We start from the raw sequence: 18,256 nt of genomic DNA, 5'->3' as shown, positions 1-18,256 counted from the left end.
GCCGGGACGACGGCTCGCCCAGTATGGAGACTGCCTCCGGGGCAGACCGTGCGCTTGGCCACATAGCGGCCCGGATGCCGCCTTCTACGGTAAAATGCCGGGAATCATACCCATCCACAATAGGTTTCATGAGTAACGACAAGAACGCTGCGGCGGCCACCCCGTCGCCGAATTTTGTCCGCGCGATCGTCGAATCCGACCTCGCCGCGGGCACCCACACGCGGGCCGGCATGCCGTCCGTGATCACGCGCTTCCCGCCGGAGCCGAACGGCTACCTGCACGTGGGACATGCCAAATCGATCTGCCTGAACTTCGGCCTGGCGCGCGACTACCAGGGCCGCTGCCACCTCCGTTTCGACGACACCAATCCGGAAAAGGAAGACCAGGAATACGTCGACACGATCATGGACAGCGTCAAGTGGCTGGGCTTCACGTGGGAGCAAGGCGGCCAGGAATACCTGCACTACGCCAGCGACTACTTCGACCAGCTGTACGCGATGGCCGAATACCTGATCCAGAACGGCAAGGCTTACGTCGACAGCCAGAGCGCCGAAGACATGTCGCGCAACCGCGGCAACTTCGGCACGCCGGGCACGAACTCGCCCTTCCGCGACCGCCCCGCCGCCGAATCGCTGCAGATCTTCCGCGACATGAAGGCCGGCAAGTACAAGGACGGCGAACACGTGCTGCGTGCCAAGATGAGCGAGGATGCGATGTCCTCGCCCATCATGACGAACCGCGACCCGGCCCTGTACCGCATCCGCCACGCCCATCACCACCGCACGGGCGACAAATGGTGCATCTACCCGATGTACGACTTCACGCACCCGGTCTCGGACGCGCTGGAAAACATCACCCACTCGCTGTGCACCCTGGAATTCCAGGACCACCGCCCGTTCTACGACTGGCTCGTGGAGACGCTGGCCGACGGCGGCTTCTTCCAGCGTCCGGTGCCACGCCAGTACGAATTCGCGCGCCTGAACCTGACCTATGTCGTCACGTCGAAGCGCAAGCTGCGCCAACTGGTCGTTGACGGTGTCGTGACGGGCTGGGACGACCCGCGCATGCCCACGATCGTCGGCCTGCGCCGCCGCGGCTACACGCCGGAATCGATCCAGCTGTTCTGCGAGCGCATCGGCGTCTCGAAGGCCGACGGCTGGATCGACATGAGCACGCTGGAAGGCGCCCTGCGCGACGACCTCGACCCGAAGGCGCCGCGCGCCGTGGCCGTGCTCCGTCCGCTGAAGCTGATCGTCGATAACTTCCCGGACGGCGAGACGGTCGAGTGCAGCGCACCGGTCCACCCGCACCATCCGGAATGGGGCACCCGTTCGTTCCCGTTCTCGCGCGAGCTGTGGATCGAGCAGGAAGACTTCATGGAAGTGCCGGCCAAGGGTTACCACCGTTTCTACCCGCCGATCGACGACAAGCCGGGTTCGCGCGTGCGCCTGAAATACGGCTTCGTGACCGAGTGCACCGGGTTCGACAAGGACGAGAACGGCAACGTCGTGGCCGTGCACGTGAACTATTTCCCGGATTCGAAATCGGGCACGCCGGGCGCGGACAACTACAAGGTCAAGGGCAACATCACCTGGGTCAGCGCGCAGCACGCGCTCGAAGCGGAGGTGCGCCTGTACGACCGCCTGTTCCTCGATCCGCAGCCGGACGGCGGCGGCAAGGATTTCATGACCGCGCTGAACCCCAACGCGCTGGAAGTCGTCACCGCGTACCTGGAACCGGGCCTCGCCCAGGCCGCGCCGGACCAGCGCTTCCAGTTCGAGCGCCACGGCTATTTCGTCGCCGACCGCGTCGACTCCGTCCCGGGCAAGCCCGTGTTCAATCGCGTCACGACGCTCAAGGACAGCTGGGGCAAGTAATTCTTTGGCGCCCCTGCACGAGCCCGGCCCAGTCGATGAGCCGGGCTTTTTTTACCTTACAACTCTCCGACCTGCTAGGTTCGTCAGCCACGCAAGACAAGTAAGTTGCAATCAATAAACACACCCCTTGCCTGCCTGCGGGACCTCATGCCGACGACGCTGAGAGACACGTTTTCCGTTACCCGGTTTTCGTTCTGGACCGGCGCCATGCTGTCGACGCTGGTCGGCAGCCTGTTGTACATGGTCACTGCGCGTTCGATCGAAAACAATGCGTATGAGCGCTTCACCAACCACGCAAAATATGCCCAGAGCGTCATCAACGTCCGGGTGAAGTCATACAACGATCTGCTGCAGTCGACCGGCAGCATGATCCAGAGCATGGATATCATCACCCATCGCAAGCTTCATCAGTATGTGACCGGACTGGATCTGGCCAAGCACTTCCCGGCGGTCGACTCGATCAATTTTGCGACCCACGTCACCGATGAGCGGCGGGACATCTTCATCAAGGAACTGAGGAAGGAGATGCAGGGCCTTGTCGAGCTGCCCGCCCCGTTGGACATTGCGCCGCCAGGCAGGCGCTCGTCCTACCTCGTCATCTCGTACATCGAACCCGACCTGTCCAGTCCCGGGCATTACGGCGTTGACCTGTTGGCAAACCGCTATTTCGGCACGCAATTGGAAAAGTCCCGCGACGAAGGCACCGTTTACGCCTCCGGTACGCAGATCCAGCCCCTGTCGAAGCCGAACGACACCCATCTGGGCATGCGCATGCCCATCTATTACGGCAGCGGCCGGCTCGATACCGTAGCCGAGCGCCGCGCAGCTTACGCCGGTTCCCTCGGCATCGCCTTCAGCGTTCCGAAACTTCTCCACGGCGTCATGGACGAAGTGCCGATCACGGGGCTGCGCATGACACTGTACGACATCGGTCCCGGGCTGGATATCCATGGTCGTGACACGGGCTGCACGCCGCGCACACTGTTCGACAGCCGCGGCAGCGCCAGCGATCCCACGCCGCCGCTCGCCGGCGGCGACACCACGTTTTCGACGGCCCTTTCTCTGAATTTCCACGGCCGGACCTGGAAGACGATCTATTCGGCCCCCAAGACCGCGCTGTACACGGAATTCGACTCGTACTATCCGAAGCTGATGATGGCCTTCGGCTTCCTCGGCTCGATCCTGCTGTACGCCCTGCTGCACACGCTGACCTCGTCGCGCCGCGCCGCGCTCGCGCTCGCCCAGGAGATGACGAGCGAACTGCGCGAGAGCCAGAGCAAGCTGCAACTGTCGCACCAGAAACTCAGGCGCCTGGCCGACCACGCGTACCAGATCAAGGAAATGGAACGCAAGCGCATCGCGCGCGAAATCCACGACGACCTCGGCCAGAGCCTGCTCGCACTGCGCATCGAGGCCGAACTATTGGCCGGACGCACCAGGGGTACGCACAGCCACCTGCACAAGCGCGCGCGCGCCACCCTGCTGCAGATCGACACGACGATCAAGAGCGTGCGCCAGATCATCAACGACCTGCGCCCGACCGTGCTCGACCTCGGGCTGTCGGCGGCCGTCGAGTGGCAGGTCAACCAGTTCCAGCGGCGCACGGGGATCCAGTGCGAGATCCAGGACGACCACGGCGAGATCGCCCTTGCCGACCATTGCGCCACGGCCTTTTTCCGCATCCTGCAGGAATCGCTCACGAACATCGTCCGGCACGCCAACGCAACGCGCGTGAAGGTGGAGTTGCGCCTGAACGGCGGCTGGCTGTCGCTGACGGTGCGCGACAACGGTTGCGGGCTGCCGCCGGGCGGGCGCAACAAATACGGTTCGTTCGGCCTGGTCGGCATCGAGGAGCGCATCGTGATCCTCGGCGGCACCTGCGCCGTGTTCAGCGAGCCGGACGGCGGCACGACCGTGATGGTGTCCGCGCCCGTAGTGGGTGCTGTGCAACATCCGGTCCACGCACAATTCGAGCATGGACCAGGCTCTGCCCTGATCTAGTCCCCTATACTTCCCTCTTGCAATTCGCCGCCGCATGGGTGGCGAGGTTTTCTTTTGCCTTTATTTATCCCGGCCGGATAAATCCCTACCCTACCTTATGACAACTGTATATCCACATGAACAACTAATGTTGCTTCTTTGATAAATATCAATATCTTAACGAGTTGCCTGATTTAAATTGACTACATGTAAGACATGTTTGCGAATTAGACAGTGTATTGCCCGATGTCATCATATGCTCCAAGGAAATACTGTTTCCGGCAGTCGATTCACCGCTCACACCATAACTAGGGATTGCTGTACTTAACCATTACAAATGAGGATGACCATGAACGCCAATGACCTGTTCAAAGCCGTGATGCAACTCGACCTCCAACCGATCAAAACGAAGCTGATGCACGTGGAATCCGGCGAAGGCTGGAGTGCGGAAAAGGCCGATGCGGTCGAAAAAGAATACCGCCGCTTCCTGTGCCTGATGAAGCTGTACCCGGACGAGGACACCGCACCGCTGGTCGACGTCGACACGTTCTGGCATTACCACATCCTCGATACGATGAAATACGCCGCCGACTGCGAACAGGCATTCGGCTACTTCCTGCACCACTATCCGTATGTCGGCATGCGCGGCGAAGAGGACGAGCAGTTCCGCCTCGACAGCGGCAAACGCATGGGCGAACTGTACGAAGCCACCTTCGGCGAAGCCTATCCGGGCACGCAAGCCGTCGTCGAGCAGGTTTGCCGCGAAGAAGATGGCGGGCCGGGCACCGCCTATTGCGCCGGTCCCCGCGCGGAAACGGCCTACTGCGCGGGGCCGCGCAAGGAAACGGCCTACTGCGCCGGGCCGCGCGTGAAGGCGCAGGCCGCCCGTGGCGAAGGCGCCGTCGCGGCGACCGCTTACTGTGCCGGTCCCCGTGCCGAAACGGCCTATTGCGCGGGGCCGCGCAGGGAAACGGCTTACTGCGCCGGGCCACGCGTGAAGGTGCAAGCCGCCCGTGGCGAAGGCGCCGTCGCCGCGACCGCCTACTGTGCCGGTCCCCGCGCGGAAACGGCCTACTGCGCGGGGCCGCGCAAGGAAACGGCCTACTGCGCCGGGCCGCGCGTGAAGGCGCAGGCCGCCCGTGGCGAAGGCGCCGTCGCGGCGACCGCTTACTGCGCCGGTCCCCGCACCGAAACGGCCTATTGCGCGGGGCCGCGCAAGGAAACGGCCTACTGCGCCGGGCCGCGCGTGAAGGCGCAAGCCGCCCGTGGCGAAGGCGCCGTCGCGGCGACCGCTTACTGTGCCGGTCCCCGTGCCGAAACGGCCTATTGCGCGGGGCCGCGCAAGGAAACGGCCTACTGCGCCGGGCCGCGCGTGAAGGCGCAAGCCGCCCGTGGCGAAGGCACCGTCGCGGCAACCGCTTACTGCGCCGGTCCCCGCGCGGAAACGGCTTACTGCGCGGGGCCGCGTGTGAAGGCGCAGGCCGCCCGTGGCGAAGGCGCCGTCGCGGCGACCGCTTACTGCGCCGGTCCCCGCGCGGAAACGCCCTACCGCGCCGGGCCGGACAACAAACGAGCCGGACCGGACATCAATATGTGCCGTGCCGATATCGCCGCGGCCGTGTCACATGCCTGACCTTTCACCATGGGAAGACTGCGTCTCCGCGCGCCGTCTTCCAGCCGAAGCACCTGCCCGCTCACCTGCGGGCATTTTTCGTTCCGGCAGCGCCCGTTATGAATCGGTTCTGAACTATGCCGGACGACAACTCTTCGAACTGCTAGGTACGCCCGGCACTCAAGCGAAGTAATTTACAAAAATTAACATTGCATACCCGGCAGCGCCGGAACACATCTTGGGAAACGTATTTTCATGGCGACGACACTGAGAGACGCGTTTTCGGTCACCCGGTTCTCGTTCTGGGCCGGCGCCCTGCTGTCGTCCCTGGTCAGCAGCCTGCTGTACATCGTGACGGCTCACTCGATCGAAGGCGACGCCGAGGCGCGGTTCGTCAACCACGCGAAACACGCGCAAAGCGTCATCAGCGTCCGTCTCAAATCGTATACCGACCTGCTCCGTGCCGCGGGCAGCATGCTGCAAAGCACGGACATCATGACGCACCGCCGGTTCCACGAATTCGTGCGCGGGCTCGAACTGCCACGCAATTATCCGGCGGTCGACAGCATGAATTTCGCCGCGTATGTGAGAGAAGCCGACCGGTTGGCCTTCATGGACGACTTGCGCGAAGAAATGCAGGGCCACTTCGGCAAAGGCGTACAGATGGACATTTCACCGCCGGGCATCCGCCCCGACTATCTCCTGATCGCCTATTTCGAACCGGACCCGAAAAATCCGGCCTTGTACGGCATCGACCTCGCGATGAACCGCTACTTCAGCAAGCAATTGATGGATGCGCGCGACAACGGCACGCTCTATGCGGCCGGCACGCCGATTCTGCCACTGTCCTCGCCGAACAACATCTACCTGGGGATGCGCACGCCGGTCTACCACTTCGGCTTGCCGCTCGACACGGTCGAGGAGCGCCGCGCCGCCTACGTCGGTTCGCTCGGGATCGCGTTCAATATGCCGAAGCTGCTGCATGGCGTCATCGACGAGATCCCGATTTCCGGGATGCGCATGACCCTGTACGATATCGGGCCCGGCACCGACACCCACGGCCGGGATACCAGCGGACGGGCGCTCGCGCTGTTCGACAGCCGCGGCAGCGCCAGCGATCCCGCGCCGGCGCTCGACAGCGGCGACGATGTGTTCACGACGACGTTGCCGCTGAACTTCAACGGCCGCCCCTGGAAGACCGTCTACAGCGTCCGCAAATCCGCGCTGTACACGGAATTCGACTCGTACTATCCGAAGCTGATGATGGCCTTCGGCTTCCTCGGCTCGATCCTGCTGTACGCCCTGCTGCACACGTTGACCTCGTCGCGCCGCGCCGCGCTCGCGCTCGCCCAGGAGATGACGAGCGAACTGCGCGAGAGCCAGAGCAAGCTGCAACTGTCGCACCAGAAACTCAGGCGCCTGGCCGACCACGCGTACCAGATCAAGGAAATGGAACGCAAGCGCATCGCGCGCGAAATCCACGACGACCTCGGCCAGAGCCTGCTCGCACTGCGCATCGAGGCCGAACTATTGGCCGGACGCACCAGGGGTACGCACAGCCACCTGCACAAGCGCGCGCGCGCCACCCTGCTGCAGATCGACACGACGATCAAGAGCGTGCGCCAGATCATCAACGACCTGCGCCCGACCGTGCTCGACCTCGGGCTGTCGGCGGCCGTCGAGTGGCAGGTCAACCAGTTCCAGCGGCGCACGGGGATCCAGTGCGAGATCCAGGACGACCACGGCGAGATCGCCCTTGCCGACCATTGCGCCACGGCCTTTTTCCGCATCCTGCAGGAATCGCTCACGAACATCGTCCGGCACGCCAACGCAACGCGCGTGAAGGTGGAGTTGCGCCTGAACGGCGGCTGGCTGTCGCTGACGGTGCGCGACAACGGTTGCGGGCTGCCGCCGGGCGGGCGCAACAAATACGGTTCGTTCGGCCTGGTCGGTATCGAGGAGCGCATCGTGATTCTCGGCGGCACCTGCGCCGTGTTCAGCGAGCCGGACGGCGGCACGACCGTGATGGTGTCCGCGCCCGTCATCGGCGGGCCCGAGCCGGCATTCTCCCAACAGCAGGAGCACAGTTCAGGCTCGGCCGTCATCTGAAGCTGTTCCTCGCGCTTCCTGTCGTGTTATCAGGATATTCTTTCTGAGCCGGCCTACTCTGCCCATCGTATTTCGTGTAGCCCACTAAGCATAAAACTTGTTTCTTTGACAAACATCAACAACATGGTGAATTGCCTCAACTAAATTGACTACGTGTAAGACACGTCTGCAAATCCGAAAGTGTGTTGCCCGATGTCATCATATGCTTCAAGGAAATACTGTTTCCGGCAGTCGATTCACCGCTCACACCATAACTAGGGATTGCTGTACTTAACCATTACAAATGAGGATGACCATGAACGCCAATGACCTGTTCAAAGCCGTGATGCAACTCGACCTCCAACCGATCAAAACGAAGCTGATGCACGTGGAATCCGGCGAAGGCTGGAGTGCGGAAAAGGCCGATGCGGTCGAAAAAGAATACCGCCGCTTCCTGTGCCTGATGAAGCTGTACCCGGACGAGGACACCGCACCGCTGGTCGACGTCGACACGTTCTGGCATTACCACATCCTCGATACGATGAAATACGCCGCCGACTGCGAACAGGCATTCGGCTACTTCCTGCACCACTATCCGTATGTCGGCATGCGCGGCGAAGAGGACGAGCAGTTCCGCCTCGACAGCGGCAAACGCATGGGCGAACTGTACGAAGCCACCTTCGGCGAAGCCTATCCGGGCACGACCGACGCGGCAGGGCAGGCACTGGACGGTGCGGACACCGCATTCTGTGCCGGCCCGCATGACCAGGCGACCGCCTTCTGCGCAGGTCCGCACATCAAAGAAGGCAGTGCGATCAAAGCCGACACCGCCTTCTGCGCGGGTCCGCACAAAGAGGCCACGGCCTTCTGCGCCGGTCCGCACACCAAGGAACGCAGCGCGATCAAGGCCGACACCGCCTTCTGCGCGGGTCCGCACAAAGAGGCCACGGCCTTCTGCGCCGGTCCGCACACCAAGGAACGCAGCGCGATCAAGGCCGATACCGCCTTCTGCGCCGGGCCGCACAAACAGGCGACTGCCTTCTGCGCCGGTCCGCACACCAAGGAACGCAGCGCGATCAAGGCCGATACCGCCTTCTGCGCCGGTCCGCACACCAAGGAACGCGGCGCGATCAAGGCCGACACCGCCTTCTGCGCCGGTCCGCACACCAAGGAACGCAGCGCGATCCAGGCCGACACCGCCTTCTGCGCCGGTCCGCACACCAAGGAACGCAGCGCGATCAAGGCCGACACCGCCTTCTGCGCCGGTCCGCACACCAAGGAACGCAGCGCGATCAAGGCCGACACCGCGTTCTGCGCTGGTCCGCACACCGCGGCCAAGGCCGCCTGAGGCACGAGGACGTCACGGCACGAGGACGTCACCACGTTTCGCAGTCCTCCCGACGCGGCCGCCCCTCACGGGCCGCGTCGGTCCGATCCGCCCCGTTCCCCGGGCGGATTTTTTTTCGGTTCAGGCCGCGCCTGCCGCGCCGTCCCTGCGCACCATCAGCGCGCGCAGCTCGCGGATGCTGATGTCCGACTCCTCATGCATGCGCAGCAGGATCGTGGCGCCGATCGGCAGCGTGTTGTGGCGGATCTTGCTGATCACGGGCGGCGCGACTTCCAGCACGCGCGACAGCGCGGCGTCGTTCTTGAGCTTGAGCTTGTTGATGATGGCATCGAGTACCCGGTTCGGGTCGTACTCGGCGCCCTCGGGCAGGCGTCTGATGGGCATAGGTCTTCTTTCGCTGGTGACATCCATGGGAAATTTTCCACGACCCAGGACGGATAATGGAAAATCAGCCAGTTTTTGGGAAATATGAATTATTTGTATGGTCGCTCTACGGCGAACCCAAATGATACATGGATCAGTTGCGAATTGCTTAAGACCACCTTATTTTGCCTGCGATAACGCCCTGACGGCCTCCTCCACACGCGGGTAATGCAGGCGGGCGCGCAGCTCCGTGACGAGGCGGCGGTTGTCCAGCTGGCGCGATTCCGACATGAACGACAACAGCATCGGCGACACGGCCTTCTCCAGCTCGGCGCGCGCCAGCCGCGGCGGCCGGGCGAGGCCGAAGGCATCGGCCACGAGATCGAAATAATCGCCCATCTTCATGCGCGAATCGTCGGACGCGTTGTAGACCCGCCCCGGCCGCGCGCGGAACAGCGCCAGCGCGCACAGGCGGGCCAGGTCGTCGGCGTGGATGTGGTTGGTGTACACGTCGTCGTCGCGCGCCAGTGCCGGCGTGCCCCGCTGCAGGCGTTCGATGGGCAGGCGGTCGGCCGCATAGATGCCGGGCGCGCGCAGGATCGCGACCTTGCCCCCGCTCGCGACGGCCCAGGCGCGCAGGACGCGCTCGGCATCCACGCGGCGGCGCGCGCGCGCGTTGCGCGGGGCCACGGGGGTCGTCTCGGGGGTCGCCGCGCCGCCGCGGTCGCCGTAGACGCCGGTGGTGCTGACATAAACCACCCGCGCGCCCTCGGGTAGAATGGCGGTCAAATTGCGCGTGCGCAAATCGAGCGCACCGTCTTGCGGCGGCGGCGCGAGATGCACGACCCGCTGCGCCAGTCCGGCCAGACGTTTCATCGTCTCGGGCCGGTCGAGGTCGGCCACGACCGGAATCGCGCCCGCCGCGCGCAGCTCGGCACCGCGGCCCGGCTGGCTCGTCACCGCGAACACGCGAAAGCGCTCACGCACCAGCGGCAGCAGACGCATGCCGACATCCCCGCAGCCCACGATCAGGAGGCGCGGCTTGTTGAACCTGACATTGTTTTTTGTATTCATTCCGAGGATTGTATGACGTTTCAGATCACTGTCCAGCCCAGCGGCCATCACTACGACTGCGAAGCGGACGAAACCGTTCTCGCGGCCGCGATCCGTGCCGGCATCGGCCTGCCGTACGGCTGCAAGAACGGCGCCTGCGGTTCCTGCAAGGGCAAGGTCGTCGAAGGGACGATCCACCACAAGCCGCACCAGGCGCGCGCCCTGACGGACCAGGAAAAACTCCAGGGCTATGCGCTGATGTGCTGCGCCGTCCCCGAGGGCGACCTGGTGATCGAAGCGCGCGAAGTGGGCGGCAGCAGCGAGTACCCGGTGCGCAAGATGCCCACCCGCGTCATCGCCATCCGCCGTGCCGCGCCGGACGTGGCCATCCTCACCCTGCAGCTGCCGGCCAACGAAGCCCTCGCCTACCGCGCCGGCCAGTACATCGAATTCATGCTCAAGGACGGCAAGCGCCGCGCGTACAGCATCGCCAGCGCGCCGTCGCTGGGCGGCCCCATCGAACTGCACATCCGCCATTTGCCGGGCGGCGTGTTCACGGATCACGTCTTTTCGACGATGAAGGAGCGCGACATCCTGCGCTTCGAAGGTCCGCTCGGCACGTTCTTCCTGCGCGAAGAGTCCGACAAGCCGATTGTGCTGCTGGCCTCGGGCACCGGCTTCGCGCCCGTCAAGGCGCTCGTCGAACACATGATCCACCTGAAGTCGGAGCGCCCCGTGTCCCTGTACTGGGGCGGACGCCGCCCGCAGGACCTGTACATGCACGACCTGTGCGAACAATGGGCGCGCGAGCTGCCGCATTTCAGGTACGTGCCGGTCATCTCGGACGCGCTGCCGGAAGACGCCTGGACGGGCCGCACCGGCTTCGTCCACGCGGCGGTGATGCAGGATATCCCCGACCTGTCGAACCACCAGGTGTACGCGTGCGGCGCGCCGATCATGGTCGATTCCGCGCGGCGCGACTACGTCGACCGGTGCGGCCTGCCGGCCGACGAATTCTACGCCGACGCGTTCACGACGGAAGCCGACCTGGCCCAGTCTTGAGTCCCGGCACGGGCGGACGGTATGCAGATACGATTCCTGTATATCTCGACAAGGATTTGCGGTATGTTCCCGTTTGCCCCGGCCACGCCCGGCCGGTTCCCAAACAAGAAAGGGTCAACAACATGCATCAGACGCTCCGCCGTGCCCCTGTCCTGCTCGCCCTGTCGGCCGCCCTGCTGACGGGCGCCCTCCCCGCCCACGCGGCCGAACCGGCCGGCACGCACTGGCAATCCGTCCTCGCCAGCCCGCTCCGCACCGACGACGACCGCAAGGCCGACGAACACCGCAAGTCGGGCGAGTTCCTGACGTTCGCCGAAGTGAAGCCCGGCCAGAAGGTGTTCGACATCGCTTCCGGCGGCGGCGCCACCGCGGCCCTGCTGACGGCGGCCGTGGGCAGCAAGGGCGAGGTCTGGGCGCAGAACGCCAAGCCGAATCCCAAGCTGGACCAGCGCCTGGGCCAGGCCACGCTGCCGAACCTGCACGCCGTCGTGGCGGACTTCAACGACCCGGTCCCCAAAGGCACGCCGCCGTTGGATCTCATCACGATCAACATGTCGTACCACGACATCGCGAATACCCCGACCGACCGCGCCGCGATGAACAAGCGCCTGTACGACGCACTCAAGCCGGGCGGCCATCTCGTCATCATCGACAACGCGGCCAAGAAGGGCAGCGGCCTCTCGGCCACGAAGACGCTGCACCGCATCGACGAAGACACGGTCGTCGACGAGGTGACGAAAGCCGGCTTCAAGGTCGACGCCAGCAGCGATTACCTGCGCGCGCCGTCCGACCCGCGCGAGCAGCCGTTCTTCGAGATGAAGGGCGCGCCGGACGACAAGTTCGCGATTCGCTTCGTCAAGAAATAAATTGCGGCATGCATGGTGGGCGGAGGCCGCCCACCATGCGCCGCCGTCAAGACAGCGCATTTCCCGGACATCAGGCACAATGAGGGTTGCATTCCCGCCATCCTCGCCCAACCTATGTCCGTCCTTTCCCCGACAGGCCGCCTGGCAGTCCTGCGCAGCCCCAACGTCTCGTTCTACCTGTCCTCGCGCTTCCTCGGCACGCTCGCCGTCCAGATGCAGAGCGTGGCCGTCGGCTGGCAGGTCTACCAGATCACCCACAGCCTGTTCGACCTCGGCCTCATCGGCCTGGCCCAGTTCGCGCCCTTCCTGCTGCTGATCCTGTGGGCCGGCCACGTGGCCGACACGCACAACCGCCGCAAGATCGTCCTCGCGTGCATGGCCACGCAACTGCTGTGCAGCCTGCTGCTCGTCGCGTTCACGCTGTCCGGCAGCACGACCGTGTGGCCCGTTTACGCCGTGCTGGTGCTGTTCGGCAGCGCGCGCGCCTTCATGCAGCCGGCCTCGCAGGCCGTGCTGCGCAACCTCGTCTCCACCCGGGATTTCTCGCAGGCCGTGGCATTGAGTTCATCCACGTTCCAGGTGTCCGTGATCGTTGGCCCCGTGCTGGGCGGCCTGCTGTACGTGTTCGGGCCGAACGTCGTCTACGCCGTGTCGAGCACCTTGCTGGCCGTCGCCGTGCTGCTGATGGCGTGCACGCAGAGCGCGCCGCAGGCCATGAACAAAGCGCCCGTCAGCTGGCACACGCTGCTCGAGGGCCTGCGCTTCGTGTGGTCGCGCCCGATCGTGCTGGGCGCCATCTCGCTGGACCTGTTCGCCGTCCTGTTCGGCGGCGCCACGGCCCTGCTGCCCGCGTACGCGCACGACGTGCTGCAGGCCGGCCCGACGAGCCTGGGTCTGCTGCGCACGGCGCCCGGCGCCGGCGCCACGCTGTGCTCGATCGCGCTGGCGTTCTGGCCCATCACGCGCAAGGTCGGCGCCTGGATGTTCGGCGGCGTTGCCCTGTTCGGCGCGGCCACCGTGACGATGGGCCTCACGCACAGCTTCGCCATCGCCCTCGCCGCCCTGTTCCTGCTGGGCGCCGGCGATATGGTGAGCGTCTACATCCGCCACCTGCTCGTGCAGTACGAGACGCCGGACGAGATCCGCGGCCGCGTCAGCGCCGTCAACGCCGTGTTCATCGGCGCGTCGAATGAACTGGGCGAATTCGAATCCGGCCTCACGGCCAGCTGGTTCGGCCTCGTGCGCGCGATCGTGTTCGGCGGCGTCGCGACGCTCGTCGTCACGGGCACGTGGATGAAGCTGTTCCCGGTGCTGTCGCGCATGGACCGCTTCCCGCACCACGAAGCGGAAAGCGCAGCCAACGTCAAGGTCAAGGTGGGATGATGAACAACCCCTTCCCACACGACGCCCGCACCCCGAAGCAAGCGGGTTTCATGGTGCGCTTCATGCGCAGCCGCCCCTACCTGCTCGGCGCGCTGGCGCTCGGCGTCGCGGTCGGGCTCCTGGTCCCGGGCGATTACAACGGGCTGCGGCGCGCCCTGATCGGCTGGAACAGCGGCGTGTGGTCGTACCTGCTGACGATGTCGTGGGCGATGTTCCGCGCCGACCACAGCCGCGTGCGCGCCATCGCCGAAAAACAGGATGAACGGGGCGGCGTCGTGCTGGCCGCCATGATCGTCGGCGCGATCCTGAGCGTGTACGCCATCGTCACGGAACTGGCCAACATGAAGGAGGCGTCCGAGCATGTGAAGGCCCTGCACTACGCGTTCACGGCGCTGACGGTGGTCGGCTCCTGGCTGCTGGTCGGCGTCATGTACTGCTTCCATTACGCGCACCTCTACTACACGGCCAACAAGCACGCGCTGCCGCTGGCCTTCCCGGACCTGCACACGCAGCCGAACTACTGGGACTTCCTGTACTTCTCGTTCACGCTCTCCGTCGCCGTCCAGACGTCGGACGTGACGGTCAAGACGCGCGACATGCGCAAGCTGGTGCTGGGCCACTGCGTGCTGGCGTTCTTCTTCAACCTCGTCATCCTGGGCCTGTCGGTGAACATCGCGGCCAGCCTCGTCAACACCTGAGGCCCCATGCGAACGCCGGACTTTCTCCGAAGTGTGTAATATCGATGCAAATATGACCACTTTTGGAGGAGTTTATGGAAGTTAATGTCAACACAGACAACACCATCCAGCGCCACCAGGGCCTCGACGAGCGCGTCCGCACGCAAGTCGAAGAAGCCATCAGCCGTTTCGGCGACCACGTGCGCCGCGTGGACGTCCACCTCTCCAACGAAAACAAGGAAAAGCACGAAGACGGCAGCAATTACTGCATGATGGAAGCGCTCGTGTCCGGCTATGCGCCCGTCGTCGTGCATGCGCATGCGGAAAACCTGCAGTCGTCCATCTCGAGCGCCGTCACCAAGCTCAAGCGCGCTCTGGACAGCGCGATCGGCCGCCTCAACGACAAGAACAAGCGCGAACCGCTGCCCATCGACGCCGAGTCCGATAAAGACCTGACCAGCGGTTCTTGAATCGCGCGATCCCGGCCCGGCCCGCGCCGGGCCCGCGCTTCAGCCGGTCCCTTCGACCATGTCCCGCACCGTGCGCAGATAGCGCAACCCGGCCAGCGCCCGGCTGCCGTACCACGACATCATCTCGCCGTCGACAAGAAAGACGGGAATGCCCAGCTGCTTTTCCAGCGCGTCCGCGTGGGTTTCCGTGAAGCGGTAGGGCTCGGTGGACAGCAGCACGGCATCGAGCCCGTCGACGCGCTCCTGCGACCACGCGAAGCGCGGATAACGGTCGGCACCCAGGTCCGGCACGCGCCAGCCCAGTTCCGCGAGCATGCTGGCGATATAGGTGTCCTTCGACACCGTCATCCACGGATCCTGCCAGATGCAGTACAGCACGGTGCGCGCCGGTGCTTTCGGCAGCGCCTGCAGCGCCGCGTACTCGGCCTCGAAGTCGGCGCACCAGCGCGCGGCGGCGTCCTCCGCGCCGAAAATGCCGCCCATCAGGCGCGCCAGGTGCAGGTTGTCGCGCGGCGCGTTCGGATGCGTGACGACGATGTGCGGCACGAATTCGGCCAGCTTTTCCACGGTCGGTTTCTCGTTCTCGTCGATGTTGACGACGACGTGCGTGGGCGCCAGCTTGCGGATTTTTTCAATGTTGACGGCCTTCGTGCCGCCCACCTTGGGAATGGCGGCGACGACGTCGCGCGGGTGGATGCAAAAGCCGGTGCGGCCGACGAGCTGGCCGGCCAGGCCCAGGTCGCACAGCAATTCGGTAATGGAGGGCACGAGGCAGACGATGCGCGCATCGGGCGCGGGCGCGTGCCGGTTGCCGAGCACGTCGGTCAGGAGGGAATCGGTAGCGGTGTTCATGCCGACATTGAAACACTGTTGTTTATCGGCGCCAAGCATCGCGTCGGTGTTTCGTTCAGGTATCATGCGAGCTTGTCAATATAAGTTGTCGCCCAGAAGTTTTAAATCCATGATCGTGACCGGCACCTTCGGTGCATCCTCCTACCGCATCCGCGACCTGCAGCTCTTCCGCGACGCCGACGCCACCGCCGTCGCGCAGGCGCTCGCGGATTGCAAGCTGGTGCGGCTGCCGAAGGGCGAAGCGCTCGAGGACGGCCTGCGGGCCCGCCTGTACATCCTGCTCGCGGGCAGCCTCGCCGTGGAGGCGGCGCTGGGCGAAGGCAACGTCGACCGCATCCTGCCCGGCGAGAGCGTGGGCGAGCAATCCGTGCTGGACGATGCCGCCAACCTGGACGCCATCGTCGCGCTGGAAGACAGCGAACTGCTGGTGATCGAGCCCGACCGCGTGTGGCAATTAATCGACGGCCACAACGGCGTGGCGCGCAACCTGCTGCGGCTGCTGTCGTTCCGCATCCGCGCGACGAACGCGCGCCTGCGCCGGCGCCAGAAGCTGGGCGAGTTCTACCGCCAGCTGTCGTTCAACGACGGCCTCACGGGCCTGTACAACCGCGCGTGGCTGAACGACGCGCTGCCCAAGCTCGTCACCCGCGCGCGCCAGGACAGCGGCCCGCTGTCGCTCGTGATGATCGACCTGGACCATTTCAAGCGCTTCAACGACACCCACGGCCACATGGCGGGCGACAGCGCCCTGTGCGCGGCCGCCGGCGTGATCCGCGCGGGCCTGCGGCCGACCGATTTCGCCGTGCGCTACGGCGGCGAAGAGATGATGGCGATCCTGCCCGCCACGCCGCAGCAGCAAGCGATGATGGTCGCCGAACGCCTGTGCGCGCGCATGCGCGAAGCCGTCGTGTTCGACGACATGCGCCTGCCGCTGCCCCACGTCACCGGCTCGTTCGGCGTCGCCACCTTGCTGCCGGGCCAGGACGAACGGGGCTTGATCGAGGCCGCCGACGCCGCGCTGTACCGCGCCAAGGAGGCCGGACGCGACCGCATCGGCACCTGAGCGCCGCGTTTGGTTCCGCAAGGCGGATTGAGCGGAGGCTAGGCCGTGCCGATCATGCAAGTTAGAATGGCGCGTCGCAACTCAGCCGCGCCTCCGGCATCACAATGAGCACCCACACCTTCCTCTGGCACGATTACGAGACGTTCGGCGCCGAACCGCGCCGCGATCGTCCCGCGCAGTTCGCCGCGATCCGCACCGACGCCGACCTCAACGAGATCGGCGAGCCGATCATGCTGTACTGCCAGCCCGCGCCGGACTACCTGCCCGATCCGCAAGCGTGCCTGATCACCGGCATCACGCCGCAGCACTGCCTGGAACACGGCGTGCCCGAGCACGAATTCGCGGCCCGCATCTGCGCGGCGTTCTCCGAGCCGGGCACGATCGGCGTCGGCTACAACACCATCCGCTTCGACGACGAAGTCACCCGCTTCCTGCTGTGGCGTAACCTGATGGACCCGTATGCGCGCGAATGGCAGAACGGCTGCGGCCGCTGGGATATGCTCGACGTCGTGCGCATGGCCTATGCGCTCCGCCCGGACGGCATCACGTGGCCGCGCCACGCCGACGGCCGCCCCAGCTTCAAGCTCGAACACCTCACGCGCGACAACGGCCTCGTGCACGACGCGGCGCACGACGCGCTGTCCGACGTGCGCGCCACCATCGCGCTGGCGCGCCTGCTGCGCAGCAAGCAGCCGAAACTGTTCGACTTCTGCCTGGAACTGCGCCGCAAGGACAAGGTCGCGGAGCAGATGGGCCTGCACCTGGACCGCGCGCTGCGCCAGCCTTTCCTGCACGTCTCCGGCATGTTCCCGGCCGAGCGCGGCTGTCTCGCGATGGTCTGGCCGCTGGCCACGCACCCGACCAACAAGAACGAAGTCCTGGTGTGGGACTGCCGCCACGATCCGTCCGAACTGTTCAACCTGAACGTCGAAGCGATCCGCCAGCGCCTGTTCACCCGTGCCGCCGAGATGCCCGAGGGCATGACGCGCCTGCCCATCAAGAGCGTGCACCTGAACAAGTCGCCCATGCTGGTCGGCAACCTGAAAACCTTGAGCACGCAGATGGCGGCGCGCTGGGAACTGGACATCGACCAGGGGCTCGCGCACGCACGCATCGCGGCGAGCGGGCCGGACATGGCGGCCGTCTGGCAGAAAGTGTTCCAGCGCGAAGCGAGCGCGGTCGCGGTCGACGTCGACGAGGACCTGTATGGCGGCTTCGTCTCGAACGGCGACCGGCGCCGGCTGGAATCGCTGCGGACCGAGGCCGCACCGAAGCTGGCGACGCTGCGCCCGTCGTTCGAGGACGAGCGCCTGTCGCACCTGCTGTTCCGCTACCGCGCCCGCAACTTCCCGCACACCCTCGGCGAGGAGGAACAGCAGACGTGGGAAGAACACCGGGCCGCGCGCCTGTTCGACGGCGCCGGCGGGGCACGCACGATCGATCAATTATTCGCCGAGATCGACGCGCTGTCCGAGACGGCGGACGAGCGGGCTGAGGAGATTCTCGGGGCGTTGTATGATTATGCGGAAATGATCGCGCCAAGCAGGTATTGACCGTTGGCG

15 protein-coding genes are annotated in these 18,256 nt (G+C 65.1%); 12 read left to right on the top strand and 3 right to left on the bottom strand.

The window, feature by feature from the left end; genetic code table 11:
- Positions 1-128 precede the first annotated feature (128 nt).
- From BVG12_RS27065 to BVG12_RS34310, 5 genes are all read left to right on the top strand, one after another.
- Entirely contained in the window at positions 129-1,877 is a 1,749-nt protein-coding gene (locus BVG12_RS27065; protein ID WP_075795106.1) for a glutamine--tRNA ligase/YqeY domain fusion protein, read from the top strand.
- 147 nt (positions 1,878-2,024) lie between these two features.
- The gene (locus tag BVG12_RS27060) at positions 2,025-3,878 is read left to right on the top strand and encodes a sensor histidine kinase (RefSeq protein WP_075795105.1); all 1,854 of its coding nucleotides are present in this window, start codon (positions 2,025-2,027) and stop codon (positions 3,876-3,878) included.
- Between the two features lie 328 nt (positions 3,879-4,206).
- Positions 4,207-5,490 (top strand): UCP032817 domain-containing protein, encoded by a 1,284-nt coding sequence (locus BVG12_RS33630; protein WP_075795104.1) that lies wholly within the window; start codon positions 4,207-4,209, stop codon positions 5,488-5,490.
- Positions 5,491-5,724: 234 nt separating this feature from the next.
- Positions 5,725-7,578 (top strand): sensor histidine kinase, encoded by a 1,854-nt coding sequence (locus BVG12_RS27050; protein WP_075795103.1) that lies wholly within the window; start codon positions 5,725-5,727, stop codon positions 7,576-7,578.
- Between the two features lie 295 nt (positions 7,579-7,873).
- Positions 7,874-8,905 carry a glycine-rich domain-containing protein gene (locus BVG12_RS34310; RefSeq protein ID WP_075795102.1) on the top strand — a complete coding sequence of 344 codons (1,032 nt, stop codon included), beginning with the start codon at positions 7,874-7,876 and terminating at the stop codon, positions 8,903-8,905.
- 120 nt (positions 8,906-9,025) lie between these two features.
- On the opposite strand, the gene BVG12_RS27040 is transcribed toward BVG12_RS34310, so the two are convergent.
- Positions 9,026-9,289 carry a hypothetical protein gene (locus BVG12_RS27040; protein ID WP_075795101.1) on the bottom strand — a complete coding sequence of 88 codons (264 nt, stop codon included), beginning with the start codon at positions 9,287-9,289 and terminating at the stop codon, positions 9,026-9,028.
- A gap of 159 nt (positions 9,290-9,448) precedes the next feature.
- Entirely contained in the window at positions 9,449-10,342 is an 894-nt protein-coding gene (locus BVG12_RS27035; RefSeq protein WP_075795100.1) for an NAD-dependent epimerase/dehydratase family protein, read from the bottom strand.
- A 12-nt stretch (positions 10,343-10,354) separates the two neighbouring features.
- Here BVG12_RS27035 and BVG12_RS27030 point away from each other — a divergent pair, with 12 nt between their 5' ends.
- From BVG12_RS27030 to BVG12_RS27010, 5 genes are all read left to right on the top strand, one after another.
- Positions 10,355-11,383, top strand: a complete 1,029-nt coding sequence (locus BVG12_RS27030) for a CDP-6-deoxy-delta-3,4-glucoseen reductase (RefSeq protein WP_075795099.1) — start codon at positions 10,355-10,357, stop codon at positions 11,381-11,383.
- A 122-nt stretch (positions 11,384-11,505) separates the two neighbouring features.
- A complete protein-coding gene (locus tag BVG12_RS27025) occupies positions 11,506-12,249 on the top strand; it encodes a class I SAM-dependent methyltransferase (protein ID WP_075795098.1) in 744 nt (247 codons plus the stop codon).
- Positions 12,250-12,363: 114 nt separating this feature from the next.
- Positions 12,364-13,632: an MFS transporter gene (locus BVG12_RS27020; protein WP_075795097.1), complete on the top strand. Its 1,269-nt coding sequence runs from the start codon at positions 12,364-12,366 to the stop codon at positions 13,630-13,632.
- Complete coding sequence (locus tag BVG12_RS27015) at positions 13,632-14,330, top strand: DUF1345 domain-containing protein (protein WP_229503725.1); 699 nt, start codon at positions 13,632-13,634, stop codon at positions 14,328-14,330. Before BVG12_RS27020 ends, BVG12_RS27015 begins: the two co-directional genes overlap by 1 nt.
- Positions 14,331-14,404: 74 nt before the next feature.
- On the top strand, positions 14,405-14,779 hold the full coding sequence (locus BVG12_RS27010; RefSeq protein ID WP_075795096.1) for an HPF/RaiA family ribosome-associated protein: 375 nt from the start codon (positions 14,405-14,407) through the stop codon (positions 14,777-14,779).
- A gap of 39 nt (positions 14,780-14,818) precedes the next feature.
- Here BVG12_RS27010 and BVG12_RS27005 read toward each other — a convergent pair whose 3' ends face one another.
- Positions 14,819-15,631 carry a helical backbone metal receptor gene (locus tag BVG12_RS27005; protein WP_075796582.1) on the bottom strand — a complete coding sequence of 271 codons (813 nt, stop codon included), beginning with the start codon at positions 15,629-15,631 and terminating at the stop codon, positions 14,819-14,821.
- A 109-nt stretch (positions 15,632-15,740) separates the two neighbouring features.
- Here BVG12_RS27005 and BVG12_RS27000 point away from each other — a divergent pair, with 109 nt between their 5' ends.
- A complete protein-coding gene (locus tag BVG12_RS27000; RefSeq protein ID WP_075795095.1) occupies positions 15,741-16,694 on the top strand; it encodes a GGDEF domain-containing protein in 954 nt (317 codons plus the stop codon).
- A gap of 104 nt (positions 16,695-16,798) precedes the next feature.
- Positions 16,799-18,247, top strand: a complete 1,449-nt coding sequence (sbcB, locus tag BVG12_RS26995; RefSeq protein ID WP_075795094.1) for an exodeoxyribonuclease I — start codon at positions 16,799-16,801, stop codon at positions 18,245-18,247.
- Positions 18,248-18,256: the final 9 nt, after the last annotated feature.

Origin of the sequence: Massilia putida (assembly GCF_001941825.1) — a bacterium.
GTDB classification, from domain to species: Bacteria; Pseudomonadota; Gammaproteobacteria; order Burkholderiales; family Burkholderiaceae_D; genus Telluria; species Telluria putida.
This window is presented reverse-complemented; position numbering and strand designations above follow the sequence as displayed.